Below are 24,493 nucleotides of genomic sequence, written 5' to 3'. Positions count from 1 at the left end.
GTTGGGTAGGGGAGCGTTCTGTAAGCCTGCGAAGGTGTACTGTGAGGTATGCTGGAGGTATCAGAAGTGCGAATGCTGACATAAGTAACGATAATGCGGGTGAAAAACCCGCACGCCGGAAGACCAAGGGTTCCTGTCCAACGTTAATCGGGGCAGGGTGAGTCGACCCCTAAGGCGAGGCTGAAAAGCGTAGTCGATGGGAAACGGGTTAATATTCCCGTACTGGTGGTAACTGCGATGGGGGAACGGAGAAGGCTAGGTTGTCCGGGCGACGGTCGTCCCGGTTCAAGCAGGTAGGCAGAGTGATTAGGCAAATCCGGTCACTTAATGCTGAGATGTGATGACGAACCACCAAGGTGGTGAAGCAATTGATGCCCCGCTTCCAGGAAAAGCCTCTAAGCTTCAGGTTACCAACAATCGTACCCCAAACCGACACAGGTGGTCAGGTAGAGAATACTCAGGCGCTTGAGAGAACTCGGGTGAAGGAACTAGGCAAAATGGTGCCGTAACTTCGGGAGAAGGCACGCTGGCGGTAGGTAAAGTCCCTCGCGGACGGCGCTGAAGCCAGTCGAAGATACCAGCTGGCTGCAACTGTTTATTAAAAACACAGCACTGTGCAAACACGAAAGTGGACGTATACGGTGTGACGCCTGCCCGGTGCTGGAAGGTTAATTGATGGGGTCAGCCGTAAGGCGAAGCTCCTGATCGAAGCCCCAGTAAACGGCGGCCGTAACTATAACGGTCCTAAGGTAGCGAAATTCCTTGTCGGGTAAGTTCCGACCTGCACGAATGGCGTAATGATGGCCAGGCTGTCTCCACCCGAGACTCAGTGAAATTGAACTCGCTGTGAAGATGCAGTGTACCCGCGGCAAGACGGAAAGACCCCGTGAACCTTTACTATAGCTTGACACTGAACATTGAGCCTTGATGTGTAGGATAGGTGGGAGGCTTTGAAGTGTGGACGCCAGTCTGCATGGAGCCAACCTTGAAATACCACCCTTTAACGTTTGATGTTCTAACCTAGGCCCATAAACTGGGTCGGGGACCGTGTCTGGTGGGTAGTTTGACTGGGGCGGTCTCCTCCTAAAGAGTAACGGAGGAGCACGAAGGTTGGCTAAGCATGGTCGGACATCATGCGGTTAGTGCAAAGGCATAAGCCAGCTTGACTGCGAGAGTGACGGCTCGAGCAGGTACGAAAGTAGGTCTTAGTGATCCGGTGGTTCTGAATGGAAGGGCCATCGCTCAACGGATAAAAGGTACTCCGGGGATAACAGGCTGATACCGCCCAAGAGTTCATATCGACGGCGGTGTTTGGCACCTCGATGTCGGCTCATCACATCCTGGGGCTGAAGTAGGTCCCAAGGGTATGGCTGTTCGCCATTTAAAGTGGTACGCGAGCTGGGTTTAGAACGTCGTGAGACAGTTCGGTCCCTATCTGCCGTGGGCGTTGGAAGATTGAGAGGGGTTGCTCCTAGTACGAGAGGACCGGAGTGAACGCACCACTGGTGTTCGGGTTGTCATGCCAATGGCATTGCCCGGTAGCTAAGTGCGGAAGAGATAACCGCTGAAAGCATCTAAGCGGGAAACTTGCCTCGAGATGAGTCTTCCCTGTCGCTTTAAGCGACCTAAAGGAACGTTTAAGACTAAGACGTTGATAGGCTGGGTGTGTAAGCGTAGCGATACGTTGAGCTAACCAGTACTAATGAACCGTGAGGCTTAACCTGACAACACCGAAAGTGTTTTGTCAGAGAGACGAAACAATAAAGTCAGCTTGTTCAAGATTAAATTACTGGCGACTCACCGAAAGGAAGGAAGCGAGTGATTAAAACCGAATTTGCTTGGCGGCCATAGCGCGGTGGTCCCACCTGATCCCATGCCGAACTCAGAAGTGAAACGCCGTAGCGCCGATGGTAGTGTGGGGTCTCCCCATGTGAGAGTAGGGAACTGCCAAGCATTAAATAAGACGAGAAAGCCAACCCAATGGGTTGGCTTTTTTGCGTTTGATATTTTTTATTCTCAATTTTATCCTTTAACTAAGGAAAAGAGTTATTTCAATTGCTGATAGAGTAAACTGCCAGCCGCGGCTCCTGCCACATCATAAGCAAAATCATGCCAGCTCCATCCTGTACCTTGTGGTCGACTATCATAAAGCTCTTTAGCGACGCCTAAACTTATTGAAAAAGATAAGCCAATAACTAATCCTTCTCGATAAGAATAGTTCTGATGATCTGCGTAAGCATTAGCTCCTGCGGAGGCTACCATAGAAAATAAAAAATGCTGTGCTTTATCTTTTCCTTGCCAATTATCATTGGCAACATGAAAGGATTGACAACCATTTAACATGACGAGTGAAAGTAAAACTATCAGATAGAAGCCATTACGCTTTAGTTTCATATAATATCCACGCCTTATTACTATATCTTGATCGTTAGATAGCTGAGCTTAAATCTTAATAAGTTGAAGTATAGTGGATTATAGCGACAAAAAAGCCTTACTTATTTTAAGTAAGGCTTATAAATAGTGCTTAGCAGTATAGTTAAATTAGAGTATACGACTAATTAGTCTATCAACACGGATACGCCGTAAACGTTTAATTAATTTTTTCACTTTTAGAGGGTAAAATTTAATACTCTCTAATTGTTGATAGCTTTTAACAATCAGTGTTTTTTCTCTGATACAAGCTAACTCTTTATGGCGTTGTTCATGTAATTCATGATGTGGATCGTGAATTAAGATGGCATTTTCAAGATCTAATCCCCAAGCTCGAGGGTTTAGATTATTACCTGTAATTAATTGCCACTCATCATCAACCCACATGCCTTTTAAATGGTAGGTATTATCACCGTCTTTCCAAAGCCTTACTGTTAATTGGTCATTATCAATAAAACGTTGAAAACGTTGGGTGAATTTACGAAGATTAATCTCATATAAATAAGGTAAAGCACCGATTATTTTAAAGGGCTCTTCTGGCGGAATATAAAAGTCATTTGCCGTTTTATCACCAATAATAATCTCAACCTGTTTACCATTTCTCAGTAAATGACTAATTTGACGCACCAAAATAGCAGGTAAATTAAAATAAGGTGTACAAATAACCAACTTTTCTTCAGTCACGGCCATGAGGTGGGAGATAGTCTTATTCAAGATATTTTTCTTGCCTAAGCCGACCAATGGAGTCACTGTTAACTGATTATTTGAGGCATTTCCTTTAATATCGTAACCATCATGTGTGCGTAAATTAAAGCGGAATTGACGGATACAATTTTTAATTTCTGCACAACGCACTCTCTCTTCTGAATCAAGACGTTGAATAGCATCTGATTGCAAAAGGCTATCGACAATGAATTGCTTCATTGTGTTTGCGAGTTCAGCATTATGAATGATGTGATATCTGTCATAACGGTATTTATCAAGTTTATGCAAATAGACGTTATTAATACTTGCACCACTGTAAATAACCGTATCATCAAAGATAAACCCTTTTAGATGTAATACGCCTAATGCTTCACGTGTATTAACAGGAATACCATAAATAGGGACGTCAACATCAGGATGCTGTTGTGCAACTTTATGATACCAATCTGCATTTGTTGCATCAGCAGAGACACCTATACGACCGCGTTGAGCACGATGCCAATCAACAATAACGGTGATGGAAAGTTCAGGACGTTGTTGTTTTGCGGTATAAAGTGCTTCAAGGATCTCCTCGCCCGCTTCATCATGTTCTAGATAGAGTGCGGTAATAAAAATCTCGTTTTGAGCTTGCGCGATATATTTCAATAAGGTGCTGCGAAACGCGGATGTCTGATAAAGCGTTTCAACATCAGCAACTGACTGAGCTAATTTAGGCAGTTGTGCAAGGTGTTGTTGATGCTTAGCAAGTTTTAGTTTAGACAACATCACAGTGCTTATTTCTCTTGTTTATGATGACTAAAAGAGTCATCTTCTATGTAAAAAATTCTGTAACCGATCTTCTGATCATAACATTAGTTATATAGGATGTACGCATAAAATCATCTTATAGAGTGAATTTCTCTTAGGATGTGTGAATAATCACATTCAGAAATTTTCTATTCGCGATTTTATCACTATACATCACTGAGAGGATCAAGAAGCAAGTTGAGATTGACTATTCCTTCATCAAACTGTACTTCCACAGAAAACCCTAATTTTTTAGCTAGACTTATCATATTACGATTTTCAGGCATGGTAATGGCAGTTAACCGTTTGATGCCATGCGCTTTAGTATAGTTGATTAATTTCATCATTAATTGGTGACCCAGTGTATTACCTTTTAAATCAGAGCGTACCAAGATAGCAAATTCAGCCTGTTGATTATCAGGATCTGCCATAGCTCGAGCAACACCAATAATTTCTGGATCATCGTGAGGGTGGCGAATGGCGACAAAAGCCATCTCACGATCGTAATCAATCTGTGTCATATTAGCGAGATCGTCATGGGTAAATTCGCTGATCTCACTAAAATAGCGATAATAGAGATCTTCTTTGGTCACTTGATTAATAAAGGTTTTTAGTAGAGGTTCATCTTCAGGCAAAATAGGTCGAATAAAACAAGGTTTGCTATCTCTTAAAAAGAAAGTTTCTTCTAATTCATTGGGATACGGGCGAATAGAAAGTTTTTGATGAGGATCGCCTTCGATAGGTGACAGCTCCATAGCCACGTCTAACAAAGTGAAATCATTACCCGATACTAACAACGGATGTATGTCGAGCCTGACAATTTGTGGACAATCTAATAGTAAGTGTGAAACTTGCACCAAAAAATGGCTTAAGCTTAGGATATTCAGTGGTTGTAATGCACTTCTAGGTTGGAGCTTGCCACTTTTTATTGCATTAATGACCAGATAACGAGCTAGCGCCATATTAAGTGGTGGCAAAGCAACGGCAGCTTTTGTTTCGATTTGCCACTCAACGCCTCCTTCTCCTAATAGAATTAGTGGGCCAAAGATGGGGTCTTGTTCAATCGCAACACGTAGCTCTTGGGAGCCTGCACGGTTTGCCATACTTTGTACTAATAGTCCTTGAATTTTCGCTTGTGGGTAAAGCTCGCTTACCCGCTCGATAATGGCATGTGCAGCCGATTCAACTTCATTGCTGTCTCTTAAATATAACATAACCCCCTGAACTTCCGATTTATGAGGTATATCAGGAGAGCGTAATTTCAGCGCGACCGGATAACCTATTTTTTCTGCAATACTGACCGCTTCTTGTGCATTATGAGCAATCCAAGTAGGTAAAGTATTAAAGCCATAGGCTTCCATAATGGGCTGGACTTGGTGTGTATCAAGGCGATACTGTTTTTTGTCGAGAGCGTCTTCAATACAGCGATGGGCTTGCTGGGTGTTCATTTTTATTTCTAAAGGTAATGCCGGCGTTTCCTTTAGTTGTTTTTGGTTTCGGCGGTACTCCACCATATGCATAAAAGCGGTAATTGCGCCTTCAGGAGTGCGATAAGTGGGAATACCCGCTTCACTAAATAATTTACGTGATTGTTGAGATGAATATTCGCCTCCCCAATTAGTAAATAGAGTGAGCCATTTTCTTCTGGGGTGCTTATTAATTGCTTCAATAACTTTTTGTGCTGTTTCAATACTTGGTGCAATAGCACTTGGTGTATGAATTAAGAGTAATGCATCATGATCATGGCTATCTAATAGACAATTCACTGCCCTAATATAGCGCTCTACCGTGGTATCATCACCTAAATTAAGCGGATTACGAATAGCAGATGTGTCTTGCACAATGGCTTGCAATTGTTGCTGAGTATCAGCAGATAATTGTGCTAATTTGCCTGACTGTAAAAATAATTCATCTACGGCCATTGCCGCAGGAGCTGAACCATTGCTGATGATCATCAGTTTCTCGCCTTTTAATGGCGTCATATAACTGAGGGTTTCAACCGCTGAAAACATCTCATGAGTATCTTGTACGCGTAACAGTCCTGCGCGTTGGAAGGCTGCATCATAAGCAACATCATAACTTGGCGTATCGCCTAAGAGTAATTGGGCTTTTTGTGTTCGACCACTTTTTATAACTAGTATTGGCTTATTGCGTGATGCACTACGTGAGGCAGACATAAAGCGCCTTGCATCATGAATATGCTCTAAATGCAGTAATATTGCACTGGTTTTACTATCTCTTGCTAGAAAATCCAGTAAATCATCAACTTGGATATCTTGGTTATCACCTAATGCAATAAAATAGGAAAAGCCAATATTGCGGTAATACGCCCAATCTAGGATGGTGTTAGCTACTGCTGCTGATTGTGAGATAAATGCCAATTTGCCTTTTTTTACAGGAAGGGGTGAAAAGCTGGCATTTAAGCCTTGCCAAGGGGCTAATAAACCTAAACTATTTGGACCTAACAAGCGAATATGGTATTGCTGGCAGAGTGTCTTAATAGCTTGAAATTGTTCTGATTGTGCTGAAAGAACAATCACGGCTTTACAGCCTGATTGACCTAATTGCTCAAGAAGTTCAAGATTGCGGCGATGATGAGTACAGATAATTGCCAAGTCTGGTACTTGGGGGAGTTTATCAATAGAAGGATAAGTAAAAACACCAGAAACAGAATTGCGAGTCGGATTGACTGGAAAGACTGGCCCATTAAACCCACCACTGAGTAAGTTTTTCATCATTGTGGTTCCTGCTCTGCCTACTTTGTCAGAGGCGCCAATCACCGCAATTGATTTAGGACGTAATAGTGCTTCAAGGCCTCGCTGGCTCATATCAACTCCTAAGTTTATGATAAACTGTATTCAATGTAGCTGATTTACTCTTCTTTTGCCTGACGTCTGTCTGGTTTTCCAATTAAATATTGTTGACGAAAGTAACTAAAATGAGAAAAAAGCTGTTGTGACGCTAAATCATCGCCGACATTGGCTAAAATAGAAGCGGCAACTTCAGCGGTACAATGTTGCTCTTCTCTTGCTGCTTGACGGAGCATGTAGTCACATTTACTGGCTTCATTAATTGAAAACAGTGGTAATGCATCAAGGTAGGGGCTTTTACGAAACATTTTTCTCGCCTCTGTCCAAGTGCCGTCTAGTAAGATAAATAGCGGTGGCTTACTGTTTGCAGGTAACTGGTGATAAACTTTTCGCGAAGGAGAAGCATAGCTGTCTGGGAAGACGACATAAGCTTGTCGATGCGGATCATTAATTGCATCAAGTAAGGCTTTTTCAGGCTCGGTACGTGACCATAAAAAGGCAAGTGTATCGGGTAAAACATCGGCAATTAATTTTCCTGTATTACTTGGTTTCATCACTTCTGTATCGTACATCATTAAACAAAAACGGCTTTTCGCGGTTTGATGAATGATGGTGTCACACAGACACTGTTTTTCAGGTAATAAACAAAAAGTGCATCGTTTAACACGAAAGCCTCTGGCTTTATATGGGCGTGTAGAGATAGAAACTCGATATTGACGAAGTCGAGAAACCGCATTGTCATGCATAACAGAAAGACCACAATCATAAATAAAGGAATGAATATTACCATGATACCCAAAGGTCTACTATCAGTTGTTTTTTATGAAAGTTTATTTGCCGTATAGTGGTAGGATTATTATTATTTAATAAATTGTGGTGACTTATGAAGGTAACACAAATCCTTTTTTATAATAATGAAAATAGTATTACAGATAATGAAATAAAAAACCTATTTAATATCTTTGATACTCAGGTCATTAATAATAGTAGAGTGGATGTTAATCTTGAGACTGCCAAAAATCAAATAAATAAACTCGCTGATGCAGTTAGGAATGGAAGCTCAATAGATTTAGATTATTTAGTAAACATCATGTTTCATGATGATATAAAAATAAGCTTATATGCAACTAATCAGCTCTACTTGATTTATCCAAAATTAAATAACTCGATAAGAGAAGATATTAAAGAATTAGTCAAATTACTCTATGAAATAAAAATAAAAGAGGATCAAGAGTATTTTAAAGAACGACCTTTATTAAGTGCAATGGCTTGTGAGGAAGCGATTGCTAGACAAAAAGGAAAAGGGGAGAATGTTTTTATCTTAGCGGTTGATAATTATTTAAATATAAAATGTAATGATAGCGTATTGGCCAATAGTAATGAAAGCGTAAGTAATAATAATCGATATATATCTTCATCTGAATTAGAGTCTTGGGCGTCATTTCAACCCTATCAGTGTGATATTGGTTCCTATGAATCAATACTTAAAAAAATAGAAAATAGCAAAGGATCCGCGGAGTTAAAAAATTATGTGGTTTTAGTCAATAATAACCATTGGGTTGCGTTATTGACTTATAAAGATAGCTGTTTTTTATGTGATTCATTGCCCTCAAGCAAAAAAGATGAACGTCATAACTTATTAATTGAACTAGAAAAAAAAGGATTTAATACTATCAATATAGAATATAATCTACAAGAAAATGTACCTAATGGATGTGGTCTTTTGGCGCTTAATTATATTGATAGTTTACATAATGAATGGAATAAATTTAATCATGGAAAAGAAGATGATTTAACATCCACAATAGAAACAGTATTACAAAAAACAGGAAACGACTTTCTAAACCTAAGTTGTGGTGAGCAAACCACATTTAATCATGATGTTAGGAAAAAATTGATTATGGATACACTTTTTTGTATTGTTAAATCTAATGATGAATGGCTATCTTAGTTATTGATATAAAAGCTATTTTTTATTAATGGAAAGCTAAGTCTAATTTTATTTTTAAAGAGAGTGTTTTTTGATATAGGTTTATCTCTTACTCTGCGTGATTCTCTCGGTGACAGTTGCTAAACTATCATGTAATCTGCGCCCCTATTGCAGTTGGAGAGACTAATGAACGATTCTTATGAAGGTAAAAACGGCAAAGTAAAAGTGATGTATGTCCGCAGTGAGGACAGTGCCGATAATAAACCTAAAAAACCATCCCGCCGCCCTAATAATGCTCGTGGTGATACTGACCGTAGTCATCGTCGTGATGATAAACGCGGTGATAACAAATTTTCTCGTCGTGATGAACGTGGTGCAGGTAAGTCTTCAGGACGTAATCCATCACGCAGTGGATCAAGCTCCTTACGTGATAACGATAGTGAAGGTGGTAATTATTCTCCATGGAAAACGATTTCTCGTCCGGGAGATGAGCCATTAAAAGAGCATGATGGAATTACTGGTAAAAGCCAAATAGATCCCGAACAGCTTCGCCGTCAGCGTTTAGAAGAGACGCGTATCTATGGTGAAAATGCTTGTCAGGCTATGTTTAAAAACCGTCCAGAAGCCATTGTTCGAGCTTGGTTCTTACAAGAAGTAACACCTCGTTTTCGTGAAGCGTTAAAATGGATGGCGGCAAATCGTAAAGCTTACCATGTTGTTGAAGAAGAAGAGATGGTTAAAGCGGCGCGTACTGATCATCATGGTGGCGTTTGTTTCTTAATCAAAAAACGTGTTGGTCATGATGCACAAACCTATTTAAAAGATGCACCAACAAAAGATTGTGTCTTAGCGCTTGAAGATGTGGGTAATCCACATAATGTCGGTGCTATTATGCGTAGCTGTGCTCATTTTGGTGTGAAAGGTGTCATTTCTCCCGACTCATCAGTGTTAGAATCTGGTGCAGCAGTGCGTACCGCAGAAGGTGGTGCCGAGTATATTCAAGGAATTGATGCTGATAATTTTGCTCAGACATTAGAGCAGTTTAAACAGGCTGGCTATACCTTAGTGACAACCTCAAGTCACAAAGGAAGTGTGCCACTAGCAAAAGCTCAATTACCTGAAAAAATGGTATTAATCTTAGGTCAAGAGAAGGATGGCTTAAGTGATAGCACGTTAAAACAAGGGGATATGAGCATTTACATTGGTGGTACAGGCCATATTGAAAGCTTAAATGTCTCTGTGGCTTCTGGCGTGTTATTGGCTGAATGGTGGCGTCAACATCACGGCTAATTATTTAATTGTTAGATGATTTAAAAATCCCGCTGAATAATGAACTGCAGTCAATTCACCATGTTCAGCGGGATTTTTCTTTAATTAACTAATCAATTCATTAATGGTTATTTACCCGGTGAGAATGGCGGTTTAGCAAACCAAACAACCACCAGCATTAAAATGAATATTCCTGCCGCTAGCCAGAAAATTTCATTCGCTGAAATAATCAGACCTTGTTCAGTGATTGTTTTAGCTAAATAAGCCGAGGTTTGTTCATCAGAAAGCCCCAATTCTCTCATCTGTTGAAAAGCCAATTGTGCATCGGGATCGAGTGGATTAATTTTTTCAACAAAGGTTTCATGATGTAATGACTCCCTTTGTGTCCAAATGGTTGTCGTTAATGATGCGCCAATTGCACCCGCTAAGGTTCTTAAAAAATTAGATAAACTGGATGCCGAGGCCATTTTCTCCGGAGGTAATCCCGATAAAGTCATCGTGGTTAATGGCATAAAGAAACATGCTACACCTAAACCTTGCCAGAATTGTGGCCAAGCAACTGTGGCAAAATCCATTCCGGGTTCAAAAGTATAAGCTCGCCAATAAAAACATACCGCAAACATAATAAAGCTAAAGCTAATGATATAGCGTAAGTCGACTTTTCCACCAAATTTTCCGATGATTGGTGTAATGATCAGCGGTAATAAACCAACAGAGGCTGCAGCTAAACCCGCCCATGTTGCGGTATAACCAAAGACTTCTTGCAACAGGAGAGGGAGCAACACAATAGTACCGAAATAGATCATATAAGCGAGACTAAGGGTTAAACAGCCAATAGTGAAATTGCGACTTTTAAACAGAGAAAGATCAATAACAGGGTGTTCGTCAGTTAACTCCCACACAATTAAGAAACTTAACGCCACTACAGCAATAATAGTAAGTACAATAATTTCAGTTGAATTAAACCAATCCAGCTCTTTACCTTGATCAAGCATGATCTGTAGTGCACCAACACCAACCACCAATAGTACGAGACCAATGGTATCTATTGGTTTAATTTCCGTTTTGGTTTCGCGACCCGCTAATGTATTTGAGATGCACATAATAATTAACACACCAAAAGGTACGTTAATAAAGAAGATCCATCCCCAATGGTAATTATCACTGATATAGCCACCTAAAATAGGGCCTAAAATAGGTGCAACGACAATGGTAACCGACCATAACGCTAACGCCATATTGCGTTTTGCTGGTGGATAGTTATTCAATAGCAAACTTTGTGATAACGGAATTAAGGGGCCTGCGACTAAACCTTGAAGTACACGGAAAAAGATCAGCATTTCTAAACTTTGAGAAATACCACACAGCCATGATGTTAAGGCAAATAGTGCTGTTGACCACATAAAGAGGCGTACTTCACCAATACGTTTTGCCAGCCAGCCAGTAATAGGAATTGAGATAGCATTTGCAACACCAAATGAGGTAATAACCCAAGTACCTTGAGAATTTGATGCACCTAAGTTACCCGCTATTGTCGGGATGGCTACGTTAGCGATTGTTGAATCGAGAACTTGCATAAAAGTGGCCAGCGCAAGTGCGATGGTCATTATAGCAAGTTTTCCTCCTTGTAAGGGTTCTTTAATCACCTTTACACCTCGCTTTATCATCCTGCATTTTGTTCAATGATTTCATTAATCAATGAATTGATTTCTGACATATCAATAGTGAGTGCATCAGTATGATAAGCCGGTGCTTGACGTTCGCTCTGTGATAATACTTTTCCATCAAGATTAACGGTATCCACAGTCACTTCAGTGGATAAACCGATACGTAGCGGTTTTTCTGCAATTTCTTTTTCATCAAGGGAAATACGTACCGGCAAGCGCTGAACTACTTTTATCCAGTTACCACTGGCATTTTGTGCCGGTAATAGTGAGAATGCACTGCCTGTTCCCATATCTAATCCCTGTACACGACCATGGTAAATAACTTTTTTACCATAAAAATCAGTGGTTATTTTCGCGGGCTGTCCGATACGCATATTGGCCAGTTGCGTCTCTTTAAAGTTAGCGTCTATCCACATACCTGTGACAGGTACGACGGCCATTAACGGTTTACCCGGTGCAACTTGTGCACCAACTTGAACGCTACGACGTGAGACATAACCTTCAGCAGGACTTAGTATTTTTGTTCGTTGTAAAGCTAGCCATGCATTACGCACTTCTGTTGCAGCTTGTAATACAGAAGGTTGTTGTGCAATAGGCGTGGTTAAGATAATGGCTTGATTAGCATTATATTGCTCTTTTGCTACATCTAATGCCGCTTTTGCCGTGGCAACAGCTTCTCTTGCATGTTGGAGTTCTTCTTTTCCAATGACATTTCGCTCGCCTAATACTTCTCTACGACGCAGATCATTTTGCAATTTTGCCAATTCAGTTTCACGTAAAACAATATTCGCTTTTAATTGACGACCATTGATGATTTGCTGATGCATTTGACGGACACTATTTGCTAAAGCGGTTTTTGCTTTATCTAATGCAAGTATTTCATCACTATCATCTAATTGGACTAGAGGTTCACCTGCTTTTACGTAGTCTGTATTGTCCACATAGACAGTCGTTACCGAGCCTGAAATTTGTGGCATAACCATAATTTGATTGCCTGTTACGTAGGCATTATCTGTGGTTTCATGATGTCTAAGAACCATAAACCAGTAAGCGGTATAAGCGAGCCCCGCGAGAATAAAGATAAAAGTCAGTAGCAATAAAACATTTCGGCGAGTTCGTTTTTTATTGCGAATGGGAGCCTGAGGTGGATTTTTTTCCTCATTTACACTCATTTAGAAGATCTCCATAAACCAGAAAAAAGCATTATATATGTTTCCAGAATAAAATCCGGAAACATATATATTGGGCTTATATTAGAATAATAATTAGCACGAAAGGCCAATTATAAATGTGAATGAATATATTTGTTTATCAATTCATGTTGTAAATGAGGTTGGCGGTATTTGGTCAGGATATCGCAATGCCTCTTGCTCTTAGGCTACGTTTACTAGATGTAATGGTATCTAGTAAACGGAGTCTACTTTCGCACAAATGAGTGGCGAGTAGTTCTACGGCTTTGTCCGTATCTCTCGAACGAAGTGCGACAAATATTTCACGATGCTCATCCCAGGCTGGATTAGACGGCGCTCTATCAAGCCATCGTGCTCGCGAAAGCCTACGTAGGGCATCATTTATCCCTTCAATAATAAATGCGTTATTACAAAGGCGTGCCAACTCTCTATGGAATCGTGTTCCAGCATTTTCCATGCTCTCTTCTGGTGAATCTACCGTGGTTTCTTTAAGCAGGCGTTCCAAATTGTTCAACTGTTCTTCGGTGATCTGGCTGACTGAAAGTTTTAATGCTGCTACCTCCAGTATTTCTCGGTAAATACATAATTGTTCGATTTCATCGGCATCGATTGGTGCCACTAACCAACGTATACCATCACGACATATAAGTCCCTCTGATTCCAACTTTTGTAATGCGGCTCGAACGGGAGTTCTCGATGCGTTAAATTTCGCTTCAGCCCAGCGTTCAGTTAACCGTTCTCCTGGGCCTAGTTCCATGTTGAGTATCAGTTTTCTTAATTGTTTTTCAACCTCTAACACTTGGCTCATAACGGTAATACTCTCCTAAAAATTGACAGTAAAATAAATTATCTATATGGTATACCAAATTGGTATACCAGAAAAGAATATTTCTATGACTCAATTATATAACAGCTTTTGGCGTCGAAATCTGCTCGTTTGCTTTATTGGTTCTTTTTCAACTGTTTTTGCAATGACCTTGATGTTACCGTTCCTCCCCCTATATGTTGAAGAGCTTGGTGTTCAAGGTCACGCCGCCATTGTCCAATGGTCTGGCGTGGCATTCAGTGCAACGTTTATCACTGCTGGCTTAATTGCTCCAGTATGGGGAAAGCTCGGTGACAAATATGGACGTAAATCGATGCTCGTAAGAGCCAGTCTTGGTATGGCGGTGACCGTCTCACTTATGGGAATGGTAACAAATATTTGGCAACTTGTCGGTCTAAGGCTATTAGTTGGTTTGGCGGGGGGGTACTCATCTGGAGCAACTATTCTTATTGCAGTACAAGCTCCAAGAGAGCGTGTCGCTTGGGCGTTGGGCATTGTTTCATGTGGTGTAATGGCAGGTAATCTTATTGGCCCTCTAGCTGGAGGTTGGTTACCTGACTTGTTCGGTATTCGAAACACGTTTTTCTGTGCCGGTGCACTGATCTTTTTATCTTTTATCATGACCCTTACGCTTATCCGTGAAGATACGCCGAAATACATAAATACTACGACAAAAATGCAAGTGAGTTGGTCGCAGTTACCAGCACGATTTGTGATAGTTAGCATGCTTTGCACGGGGTTGTTGCTGATGCTGGCCAATATGTCGATAGAACCTATTATTACAGTTTATGTGCGTACACTCGTTAATGATCCTGCTCAGATAACTAGGGTTGCAGGTTATGTCATGGCCGCTGCTGCCTTAGGTAGTATTATTTCAGCCTCTTGGCTTGGGAAATTAGCAGATAGGATAGGGCATTTGCGTATTATCACGCTGGCACTAGCTATAGCCGGTTTATTGCTGATCCCTCAGGCCTTTGTTACCTCTGGTTGGCAACTTATTATTTTACGTTTTCTTATGGGATTAGCATTGGGGGGATTGTTGCCTTGTATTGCGGCAGTAATACGTCATCACGTTCCAGAAGGAATGATAGGCAGTATCCTTGGCTATTCGGTCGCAGCCCAGTTTGCAGGTCAGTTCATCGGCCCGTTAATAGGTGGCGTTATTGGTGGTCATATAGGTATGCGCGCAGTTTTTCTGGCAACTAGTGTTGTCTTATTGTTGGGAGCCGCTTGGAATTTTAAATTACATCGTAATTCAGTTATACGCTGATGAACTTCGTTCTTCTTCACCTGTATATTTCGGAGATTTTATGACAACACAATTCAACAATAACAATAATAATATCGATAAAAATAGTGCTCTGCTGGTAATGGATTTTCAGACGACCATTCTTAATAATTTCCTTCCACAAGATCGTGCTGAAGATGTTATTCGTAATACATCATCATTAATTTCCGCTACGCGTGCAGCAGGCATACCGATTATCTATGTTAGTGTTGAGTTTCGTGAGGGGTATCCTGAGGTTAGTCAAAACAACATAATTTTCTCATCGATTAAAGACAATGGAATATTAATCACCAATAGTGAAAGTTCCGCTATTCATGATGATATTTTTCCGCAGGAAAATGAAATCGTTATTATTAAACGTAGAGTGGGGGCTTTTTCATTTACTGAGCTTGAGATGGTTCTTCGTACACAAGGTATTGAAACCTTGATCCTTGCAGGAGTCACGACCAGTGGCGTGATTTTATCTACAGTTAGTCAGGCATTTGACCTAGATTATCGTCTAGTGATTGCAAGTGATTGTTGTGCTGATCCTGATCATGACACACATGTTTTTTTACTCGAGAAAATCTTGTCTCAACATGCTGTTGTAACCAGTTCATCTGAAATATCAAAATATTGGGTATAAATAGCCTAAGTAGCCAATGTTACATAGAGCTTGTCGGTAGTATGGTAGATTAAATATCAGACATGCATGATTGAGTGCAAGGGCTGGGGAATATTGGCTTTTGGCACAGAGCGACCTGTCAGATTTATGTTAGCTCTGTGCCATAGCTAGTCAGGTCAAATCTGAGCTAATACAGATTAGATCAATAAGTTTATTGATGGTGATGGTTATTCCTGCTGATTATCCGCTAATGTATCAAGTTGTAGTAATAATTTACGCATTAGGGTTTCCAGTTGTTTTTGTTCACCTTCATCTAATACCGACCAAATTTTCTTTAAACATTCGTGCTGTGGTGGTAATAAGCTATTTAAAAACTCTTCTCCAGCATCAGTTAAATGAAGATGTAGACAGCGACGGTCATTATGACTTTCACGACGCTCAATCCATCCTTGTTTTTCTAATTCATCTGCAATACGAGTGGCATTTGTTCTTGATGAGCCTAACGCCGCACTCAATTCTGATGGTTGAATACTACGATTTTCCGTTGTATCTAAAATCATAAGTGCCATAAATAATGTCTCGTTAATGCCCTGAGACTTTAACATATTATTACGACTTTCAAGAAGTTTGCTCTGGACGTGCATAGACAGGCGAGTTAACAAAATTTCTTGGTAAGGAATATCTTTGTTAAGCGATTTCTGTTGTGTAGCGCGAGTGTTTAGTAGTTCTTCTGTTGGCGTAAATGAGCTTTCCATTTTTAGACACCTTGTTAGTTTCGATAATTAGGATAACGTTGTTATCAACATGTTAAATGGTATATTAAACACACAATTTAGCAATTTTTATTATTTATAGTCACTATGTTTTTTTGATTATGCTACCTGATTCATAAATTTTTTGAATGATAACATAAAAAAATCACTAGGTGCTTATCTATTTACAATAAGTTATAAAAATCAATTTATCCCTTATTTACTTATGAATAATAGTCTATTTAGGAAAAAATGGATCGATTTCTACGATAAAACACGTAATAAATTTATTTTACACTATAATGATTCTATTGTTAATAATACCACTTAGAAACTATGCCGTTTATGCTATATTGATATAATTGATATGTATTTCTTAATAAAGAATGAGATGATGATATACATAAATAGTAATCACGCTGTTAAAACATTTACGTTTTGTTCTGTTTAGAGGGGTATTGCTGACATAAAATACCCCTTTTGAGATAAGTTTTATTATTCAGATTGGATCACTGGATCATTTTTATAACCAAATAACCAAACCAGTAAACCTAATAAGCCAATGATTGCACCGGCGCTGGAAACACCAATCCAGCCATATTGGTGATAAGCGTAACCCGATAATAAAGAGCCTAGGGCGCCCCCGATAAAATAGCTAGTCATATAAGCGGCAGTAAGCCGATTTCGGGCATCAGGTAAAATACGGTAGATAGTGCTTTGGTTAGTGACATGAACACCTTGAACGGCTAAATCTAATAAAACCACACCAATAATAAAACTAATCAGTCCAATCCATTGATAATAAGGGGCGATAACAATAAGTCCCCAACAAATGAAGAGAAGAATTAAACCTGAAGTAGTCGTTTTTTTACCTTTGCCTTTATCAACCCATACACCCGCTTTACCCGCCATTAGTGCTCCCGCAGCACCGACAAGTCCAAACAGGCCAATAACTGCATCGGAATAATTAAAGGGATCAGAAGCGAGTAAAAAAGCCATTGATGTCCACAGTAAACCAAAGTGGGCAAAGATAAGTGCACCAATCAGTGAGCGGGTACGTAATACTGGGGTCGTGGCAAACAATTTAAAAATAGAACCGAGCAGTTGAAAATAATTTAAATTTGTTTGGCTTTTATAGGTAGGTAAACAGCGCCATAGTGTAATAGCTAAAATAGCTAGAAAAACACTTGCTAGCCAGAAAATGCCCTGCCAATTAGTAAAGGAAGCCATCAGCCCTGACGCTGTTCTTGCCAGTAAAATACCAAGTAAAAGCCCACTCATAATAGTACCTACCGCTTTTCCTCGTTGATGAGGTGCAGCAAGTGTAGCGGCAAAAGGAACCAGAATTTGGGCAACGACCGAGAACATACCTGATAGGGCAGTACCAATTAACATAAGCCAAATATTAGATGCCATTGCCGTAATTAATAAGCCGCTCGCTGAAATCAGCGTCATGATAACAATCAGTGAACGACGTTCAAAAATATCGCCAAGGGGAACCAATAGCATTAAACCTAAGGCATAACTTAATTGTGCTGTAGTGACAATAAAGCCAGCTAAAGTGGCAGAGATATGAAAATAATTTGCAATTGAATCAAGTAGCGGTTGTGCATAATAGTTACTTGCGACAACCATGCCAGTGGCAACGGCCATAAGTAAAATAAGGCCTTTACTAAGAGAGGTTTGTGGTGCTGTGTTTTCCATAATACTGATCACAAATTATTTGTAAGGTAAATGATAGTAACATGAGTCATTTTTTTGCGGAAAGAATTACTGTGATAGCAATGTTCAATCAATCGGGCATGAAAGTTTTTAATCTATTTTTATAATAGATTAATATTAAAAGTAAAATGTGATTTATTCTCGGCAGATAACCGCATATTTGCATTATTTATTATGCTAAATAGATGAATAGCCCCATTCCCTCACTGTCCTGATTAGACAAGTATTAATCCATATAGTAACCAATGTTATTAGTTAATTATATCATTAATATTAAATTATTTAGTTATTCTGTTTTAAATATAGCTCATTTTTAGTTTAGTTAACTTTTTTATGGTTTAGATCAAAAAAAGCTATGTAATGATAATAATTATCATTAACATGATTGTGTTGTTAAATGTATTTTTAGCTATTTATTTGCGTATTAATAACCATATAAAAGATACTATTATGAACTTTTTGTTAATTAAGCATGAGCCTCATTTTCAGGGAATGGGGGCCGTTTCATTTTCATCTCATGCGATTTTTTTATTACTCACTACACTTGCTTCGTTTAATAGCGTTGCTTCACAAAGCACAGAAAAAGCATCACAAACTCAACAATCTGAAACTGTGGTGCTTGATCCTATTTATGTTTCCGGAAAATTAAATTCGAGTGTTGAAGCAGGAAGCACGGCTTTGACATTAAAAGATATCAATAGAATTCAGCCAAATAATATCGCTGAATTGGTAGATAAATTACCAGGGATTTCTTCATCTGGCTCACCAAGACCTGGCGGGCAAACTTTAAATATTTGGGGAATGGGCAATCCGGAAGATGTGAAAATCACTCTTGATGGTACACCGAAGACGTTTGAAAAATATCGTCAAGGTTCCATATTTATCGATCCTGAATTAATTAAACGCCTTGATGTCGATAAAGGGCCACATAATATCACCCAAGGAAATGGAGGATTTGGTGGCTCCGTACGGATTGAAACGAAAGATCCGGATGACTTACTGTTACCTGATCAGCATATTGGTATGTTTTTAAAATATGGACATCATACTAATGATAGGCAAAATCGTTATAGTGGTGCGATATATGGCAAGCTAATGGATGGAACGGCTGACGGTCTATTTTATTTTAATCGTCGTAAAAGTGATGATTTACGTCGTCCTGATGGCACTAAATTTGGTTATTCACAATCAGATCAAGATTCGTTTTTAATTAAAACCAATGTCTATTTAACAGACGCACAAACATTAACTTTATCAGCATCAAGATCTGTCAGTGATGGCTGGACGCCTTGGGCTGCGAAGCGAGATGAACTGGCAAAACCGAGTCAATATGATGTTGATAAATATGGTTTTGATGGAGCGATGAAACGTAAGTTAGTTTATCGTGACCAAAAAGATGACACTGTGAGTGTGAAATGGAATATTCAGCCAATTGATTCTGACCTGATTAATTTCACATTGACTTATGGTTATTCAAATACCAAACAGAATGATAAACGCCCTGATAATGCGAGTTCTTATCTAAGTAGTAGTATGGGTAACCAAAGTTGGGTCAACTATAAAAATCATCAAATTGAAGTGAAAAATGAAAGTACCGTGATGCAAGGAGCTACCGAACATGTGATTTTAGTAGGAGCGCGTTGGCACCGTAATGATCGTAATGTGTTAATGTTTACGCGGGATAAAGCGAAAAATCCAAATTATAATTATGGCTATTATGCACCACCTTATATGCCAGAAGGGACGCAAACAACCACGAGTTTTTATCTTCAAGATTCAATTAGTTATCGAACACTAACCCTCACGCCTGGTGTGCGTTATGATATAGTGAAAAATCAAGGAGTAGGGAGTCGAGCGAAGGTTTATCAAGATCCTAATCCCTATTACGGTCATGATTATAGTGATGTAACTTATCGTGGCATTACACCTCATTTGGGTATTTTATGGAAAGCGAGCCCCAATATTAGATTTTTTGGTGATATAACTCATACATGGCGTGCGCCGTTAATTGATGAACAATATGAAGTGCAAGCCAGTATCTCTAGTTTGACAGGCACGAGTCGCCATTTAGATAAAGAGACCGTTACCGCAACACGGATTGGCGCCATTGTTGATTTTGAAAATGTTTTCCAACAAGAAGATCAGCTGCAACTTCGAAGCACATTTTTTGATACCCGTGGGAAAGATGAGATATTCCGTCGTCGCGGTGTCTATTGTGAAAGCGGAAAAGTAACCGGAAACAATGGAAGTTGTCCTCCTTCCCTTGGAAATTATCGCAATTTACCTGGCTACCATATTCAAGGTATGGAAATAGAGGCATTTTATGACAGTGCTAATCTCTTTGGTCGCTTAGCGTATTCGACAATGAAAGGTAAACGCGATCAATCTCCTCGTGATCCGTGGTTTGGACAAAAAACATGGATTGCAGAAATTCAACCGGATGCATTACATGCCACCCTTGGAATGAAAATCCCACAAATAAATATGGTTGCTGGGTGGACAGGGGACTTTATTGGCGCTCAACGTCGTTCACCGATGGATGCTGATCCGGCTGCTACTTATTGGTCATTACCAAAAAGTAAAGGCTATGCCATTCATGGACTATTCGCTAATTGGAAACCTGCTTTTATCGATAATACTGAGATACGTTTTACTGTCGCCAATTTATTTAACCGTGATTATTACCCTTATTTAGGTGAGTCGGTATCTGGTACTGGGCGAGATTATCGCTTTACTGTGGTTAAAAGTTTTTAGTTAGACAACAGGACAACAGCCATAAGATAAAAAAAGCAGAGCATATTAATAATGCTCTGCTTTGACGTTATTTAAGGATTATCACTATTAATTAGCCGCTTTACGCGCTTCTTCTACCCAGCCATCAAAGGTTTTTTGATGTGCTTTGATCCACGCGTTAGCATGACGTTCAATATCTGCTTGTGATTTTTGACCATTATGCATACGTAAGTTTTGGGCGTTGATATCAGCCACTGAAACTTTCATTATTTCAAATAACTTAGCAGCAGCAGGGTTGGCTTCGGCCCATTTTTTATTTGCTGCGATATGCATTGTACTCGGTGGGAAACCGTAGTTTTTACCGTTTGGTAAGGTTGTATCGGTTTTGTCATCTCCCGGTAATGAAGAGAAGGGAACTTGTAGCCAAACGACATCTTTACCCGGCTTTAATACATCACTTATCCAGTACGGTGTCCAAGTATAATAGAAGATAGGTTTACCTTCTTTGTAACGAGTAATGGTATCTGCCATCATTGCCGCATAGTTACCCTGATTATGGGTGACTGATTTCTCTAAATCATAGGCTTTTAAGTGATTATTAATAGCTTCTTCACAACCCCAGCCAGGGTTACAACCGGTTAAATCTGCTTTTCCATCACCATTGGCATCAAATAATTTGGCAATTTTCGGATCTTTAAATTGCTCTATATTAGTGATGTTATATTTTTCAGCCGTTTTTTTATCGATTAAGTAACCTTGGGCTGCATTAACCACATAATCACCTTTACGATAAAATGTGTTATCGCCACCTGCGGCTTCATATTGTGAGTTATGCAAAGGTACCCAACTAACCGCCATAAAAGTGGCATCACCATTAGCAATAGAAGAATAAGCTACGTTGTAGTCAACTTCTTTAATGGGTTGCACTGTGTAGCCGAGTTTTTCGAGTGCTTTATTGACAATGAGTGTCTGAAAAGTTTCTTCAGAAATAGTACTTTGTACCGGTTGAACCGAAACCCCTTTACCGGGTAAATCAGCAGCGGATAACTGAGTGCTTATCAGTGTGGCGGACAATACTGTTGCCCAGAGAACTGGATTACGCATAGTTTTTCCTTCTGTTGTGATGGGTAAGAGATAATAGTCGCTGTGTCGTGCTACTGTTATCTCTTATATTAATTGAATAAATATGTTTGATTGTTAGTTAATCTTATTGCCAGTATGAGTTATGCGGCTTTTTTACCAAACAGGCGGCAGATCAAACCAATCGGGCCTGTCATATACCAGCGTCTATTACCTTTCAGGCGACTATTTTGGCCTAAAGATTGAGTTAAGCGGTCAAGAATAATCGCGAGGATCACAATACCGGCACCACCTACAGCCGCTAATCCCATATCTAGGCGACCAATACCACGTAATACCATTTGACCTAAACCACCAACGGCTATCATTGATGCGATAACAACCATTGACAGTGCTAACATTAAGGTTTGGTTTACCCCAGCCATAATCGTTGGCATTGCCAGCGGTAATTGTACTTTAAACAACATTTGTCGAGGATTTGCCCCAAATGATTGAGCCGCTTCAATGAGATCTTCCGGTACTTGTTTGATACCTAAAATAGTTAATCGCACTATCGGTGGTAAGGCGAAAATAATCGTGACAACTACACCGGGTACGTTACCAATCCCGAATAACATCACGATAGGTACTAAGTAAACGAAAGCGGGTGTTGTTTGCATGGCATCTAAAAGTGGTCTGACAATTTTTGATGCTCTGTCACTATGTGCAAGCCATATCCCTAAGGGGAGACCAATAATCAGGCAGAATAGTAATGAGGTCAGCACTAATGCAAGGGTTATCATCGCTTCAGACCATGCACCAATAGCACCGATTAAGATCAGTGAAATAAAAGCGCTTATTCCCATCACCTTACCTGAAAGTTGCCATGCAATCAGTGAAAATAAAATAATCGCAACAGGTGCAGGCATTGAGGTAAGAAAGTTTTCAAAGCCACCTAATACTAAATCGACTGGAACGCGTATCCCTTGGAAAATAGGACGAAAATGCAGCACAATCCAGTCAATACCATCCGTTACCCAAGAATCTAGTGGGATCAGCGTATGATTAAATGGATCCATAATATTAAAGTGATCAGGTGTACTTTCTGTTGGCATGGCATCTAGCCAATCAGTACCAGAAGAGAGATCACTGCCGTCAGTGCCACTCCCTGTACCCCAAGGATCAGCATCAGCTCCACCGGTATCACCGCCAGCGCTACTACTCCAAGGGTCGGTATCAGTAGTGTTGCTATCCGTGGTTGCCCAAGGATCATTGTCTGTATCTGTGTTGTTATGCGTTTCTTGCGCTGAATTTTGTGTTGTATTGGCGTTTTCTGTTGCCGCTTCTTGAGTGTCCGTTTCCCAAGGATTGGCTTGGTTATTTGTCTTACTCATTTGGTGTCTCCTTATCCAGTGCTTGTAACAACATTCCTTTCGAAATTAAACCGATATAACGGTTTTTTTCATCAATAACAGGGATCGCACAGGGAGATTGCGCAACAGTAGAAATCAGTTCATTTAATGGTGTATCACCATTAATCGCACAAGGTTCAGTTAAAATAGCGGATCCAATAGGTTGCTTCGCTTTTAATGCTTCTTCAAGAGAAGTGACAGAAACAATACCTGCAAATTTCCGTCCTCGCTCAATTAAATAACCAAAGTTTCTATCTTCATCTTCCAGTACTTTTAATGCTGAACGGGGACCAAAACCTGGCGCAATATGCAGTAGTGTTTCTGGGCGACGTTTAGCAATATCTTTAGCGCTAAATACATGACTGATATCAACGCCACGGAAGAAGGTACGTACATAATCATTGGCTGGGTTATTAAGAATTTCATCAGGGGTACCGATTTGTACCACCACACCGCCTTGCATAATCGCGATACGATCACCAATACGCATGGCTTCATCCAGATCATGAGAAATAAATACAATGGTGCGTTGTTTATCACCTTGTAAGCTTAATAACTCATCTTGCATTTCTGTTCGGATTAATGGGTCAAGTGCGGAGAATGCCTCATCCATTAATAAGATATCAGGATCATTGGCCAGTGCACGAGCAAGCCCAATACGTTGTCGCATCCCACCGGATAACTCATCCGGCCAAGATTGAGCATGAGAGCTTAAGTTAACTTGCTCTAATGCTGCCATGGCTTTTTCATAGCGCTCTTCTTTGCTAATGCCTGCAAGCTCCATACCAAATGCTGTATTATCGAGTACATTCATATGAGGCATTAAAGCGAATGATTGAAACACCATACTGATTTTTTTACGTCGAACTTGTCGTAAATCTTTATCAGACATGGTGGTGATGTTTTCACCATCAATAAGGACTTCGCCTTTAGTGGGATCTATCAGACGATTGAGAAGGCGCACTAATGTAGATTTACCAGAGCCTGATAATCCCATGATGACAAATATTTCGCCTTCTTCAATGGCCAGATTGGCATTTTGCACACCAACGGTTAACCCTGTTTTATCAAAGATTTGGTCTTTGTTCATACCAGATCCTAATAATTCAAAGGCCCGTTTAGGGTGCTCACCAAATATTTTATATAGGTTTTTTACTTCGAGTTTAATTGCCATGCAATATCTATTTTCCTATTTAAATATGAAAGGAATAAATTAAATGTTAATAAATTAGTTTGTTGTTTTTCCTAAATTGAGATTTTTAGTAGGGGAATTACCCTATCATAATGAACAAGCCTGACAACCCTATGTT

General features: G+C 39.9%; 17 protein-coding genes and 2 rRNA genes. 7 read left to right on the top strand and 12 right to left on the bottom strand.

What is annotated here, in order from left to right:
* Positions 1-1,724, top strand: a 23S ribosomal RNA gene (locus AACU98_RS02910); the annotation flags it as partial.
* Between the two features lie 113 nt (positions 1,725-1,837).
* Positions 1,838-1,953, top strand: a 5S ribosomal RNA gene (rrf, locus tag AACU98_RS02905).
* 93 nt (positions 1,954-2,046) lie between these two features.
* Here the strand turns inward: rrf and AACU98_RS02900 are convergent.
* The 4 genes from AACU98_RS02900 to AACU98_RS02885 form a co-directional block, all read right to left on the bottom strand.
* Positions 2,047-2,394, bottom strand: coding sequence for a YfiM family lipoprotein (locus AACU98_RS02900; protein ID WP_129623495.1), 348 nt, complete (start codon positions 2,392-2,394; stop codon positions 2,047-2,049).
* A 147-nt stretch (positions 2,395-2,541) separates the two neighbouring features.
* The gene (gene pssA, locus AACU98_RS02895) at positions 2,542-3,900 is read right to left on the bottom strand and encodes a CDP-diacylglycerol--serine O-phosphatidyltransferase (protein WP_049196562.1); all 1,359 of its coding nucleotides are present in this window, start codon (positions 3,898-3,900) and stop codon (positions 2,542-2,544) included.
* A gap of 188 nt (positions 3,901-4,088) precedes the next feature.
* Positions 4,089-6,749: a bifunctional acetate--CoA ligase family protein/GNAT family N-acetyltransferase gene (locus AACU98_RS02890; protein WP_004252258.1), complete on the bottom strand. Its 2,661-nt coding sequence runs from the start codon at positions 6,747-6,749 to the stop codon at positions 4,089-4,091.
* A gap of 44 nt (positions 6,750-6,793) precedes the next feature.
* Positions 6,794-7,477: a tRNA-uridine aminocarboxypropyltransferase gene (locus AACU98_RS02885; protein WP_004247414.1), complete on the bottom strand. Its 684-nt coding sequence runs from the start codon at positions 7,475-7,477 to the stop codon at positions 6,794-6,796.
* Positions 7,478-7,614: 137 nt separating this feature from the next.
* Here AACU98_RS02885 and AACU98_RS02880 point away from each other — a divergent pair, with 137 nt between their 5' ends.
* Positions 7,615-8,682: a hypothetical protein gene (locus AACU98_RS02880; RefSeq protein ID WP_017827776.1), complete on the top strand. Its 1,068-nt coding sequence runs from the start codon at positions 7,615-7,617 to the stop codon at positions 8,680-8,682.
* Positions 8,683-8,847: 165 nt separating this feature from the next.
* The gene (locus AACU98_RS02875) at positions 8,848-9,951 is read left to right on the top strand and encodes a tRNA/rRNA methyltransferase (RefSeq protein WP_004246089.1); all 1,104 of its coding nucleotides are present in this window, start codon (positions 8,848-8,850) and stop codon (positions 9,949-9,951) included.
* Between the two features lie 107 nt (positions 9,952-10,058).
* On the opposite strand, the gene emrB is transcribed toward AACU98_RS02875, so the two are convergent.
* The 3 genes from emrB to AACU98_RS02860 form a co-directional block, all read right to left on the bottom strand.
* On the bottom strand, positions 10,059-11,576 hold the full coding sequence (emrB, locus tag AACU98_RS02870) for a multidrug efflux MFS transporter permease subunit EmrB (protein WP_004247419.1): 1,518 nt from the start codon (positions 11,574-11,576) through the stop codon (positions 10,059-10,061).
* A gap of 17 nt (positions 11,577-11,593) precedes the next feature.
* Positions 11,594-12,769: a multidrug efflux MFS transporter periplasmic adaptor subunit EmrA gene (emrA, locus tag AACU98_RS02865; RefSeq protein ID WP_004247420.1), complete on the bottom strand. Its 1,176-nt coding sequence runs from the start codon at positions 12,767-12,769 to the stop codon at positions 11,594-11,596.
* Positions 12,770-12,944: 175 nt separating this feature from the next.
* A complete protein-coding gene (locus AACU98_RS02860; protein ID WP_012367579.1) occupies positions 12,945-13,595 on the bottom strand; it encodes a GntR family transcriptional regulator in 651 nt (216 codons plus the stop codon).
* 85 nt (positions 13,596-13,680) lie between these two features.
* On the opposite strand from AACU98_RS02860, the gene AACU98_RS02855 reads away from it, so the two are divergent.
* Complete coding sequence (locus AACU98_RS02855; RefSeq protein ID WP_012367580.1) at positions 13,681-14,883, top strand: MFS transporter; 1,203 nt, start codon at positions 13,681-13,683, stop codon at positions 14,881-14,883.
* 40 nt (positions 14,884-14,923) lie between these two features.
* Positions 14,924-15,526, top strand: a complete 603-nt coding sequence (locus tag AACU98_RS02850; RefSeq protein WP_004246084.1) for a cysteine hydrolase family protein — start codon at positions 14,924-14,926, stop codon at positions 15,524-15,526.
* A 206-nt stretch (positions 15,527-15,732) separates the two neighbouring features.
* On the opposite strand, the gene mprA is transcribed toward AACU98_RS02850, so the two are convergent.
* A complete protein-coding gene (mprA, locus tag AACU98_RS02845; protein ID WP_004246081.1) occupies positions 15,733-16,260 on the bottom strand; it encodes a transcriptional repressor MprA in 528 nt (175 codons plus the stop codon).
* 492 nt (positions 16,261-16,752) lie between these two features.
* Positions 16,753-17,961, bottom strand: a complete 1,209-nt coding sequence (locus AACU98_RS02840) for an MFS transporter (RefSeq protein ID WP_161735482.1) — start codon at positions 17,959-17,961, stop codon at positions 16,753-16,755.
* Positions 17,962-18,339: 378 nt separating this feature from the next.
* On the opposite strand from AACU98_RS02840, the gene AACU98_RS02835 reads away from it, so the two are divergent.
* Entirely contained in the window at positions 18,340-20,733 is a 2,394-nt protein-coding gene (locus AACU98_RS02835) for a TonB-dependent hemoglobin/transferrin/lactoferrin family receptor (RefSeq protein ID WP_017827774.1), read from the top strand.
* Positions 20,734-20,820: 87 nt separating this feature from the next.
* On the opposite strand, the gene proX is transcribed toward AACU98_RS02835, so the two are convergent.
* The 3 genes from proX to proV form a co-directional block, all read right to left on the bottom strand.
* Positions 20,821-21,816 carry a glycine betaine/L-proline ABC transporter substrate-binding protein ProX gene (gene proX, locus AACU98_RS02830; protein WP_004247424.1) on the bottom strand — a complete coding sequence of 332 codons (996 nt, stop codon included), beginning with the start codon at positions 21,814-21,816 and terminating at the stop codon, positions 20,821-20,823.
* 119 nt (positions 21,817-21,935) lie between these two features.
* Complete coding sequence (gene proW, locus AACU98_RS02825) at positions 21,936-23,165, bottom strand: glycine betaine/L-proline ABC transporter permease ProW (protein WP_004252252.1); 1,230 nt, start codon at positions 23,163-23,165, stop codon at positions 21,936-21,938.
* Positions 23,158-24,357 carry a glycine betaine/L-proline ABC transporter ATP-binding protein ProV gene (proV, locus tag AACU98_RS02820; protein ID WP_004246075.1) on the bottom strand — a complete coding sequence of 400 codons (1,200 nt, stop codon included), beginning with the start codon at positions 24,355-24,357 and terminating at the stop codon, positions 23,158-23,160. The genes proW and proV overlap by 8 nt, the downstream gene beginning before the upstream one ends.
* Between the last annotated feature and the right edge of the window lie 136 nt (positions 24,358-24,493).

The sequence above is a fragment of the Proteus sp. G4380 genome, assembly GCF_963885725.1.
Classification (GTDB): domain Bacteria; phylum Pseudomonadota; class Gammaproteobacteria; order Enterobacterales; family Enterobacteriaceae; genus Proteus; species Proteus mirabilis.
The sequence above is the reverse complement of the archived record's forward strand: the minus strand, read 5'-3'. Positions and strand labels throughout refer to the sequence as shown.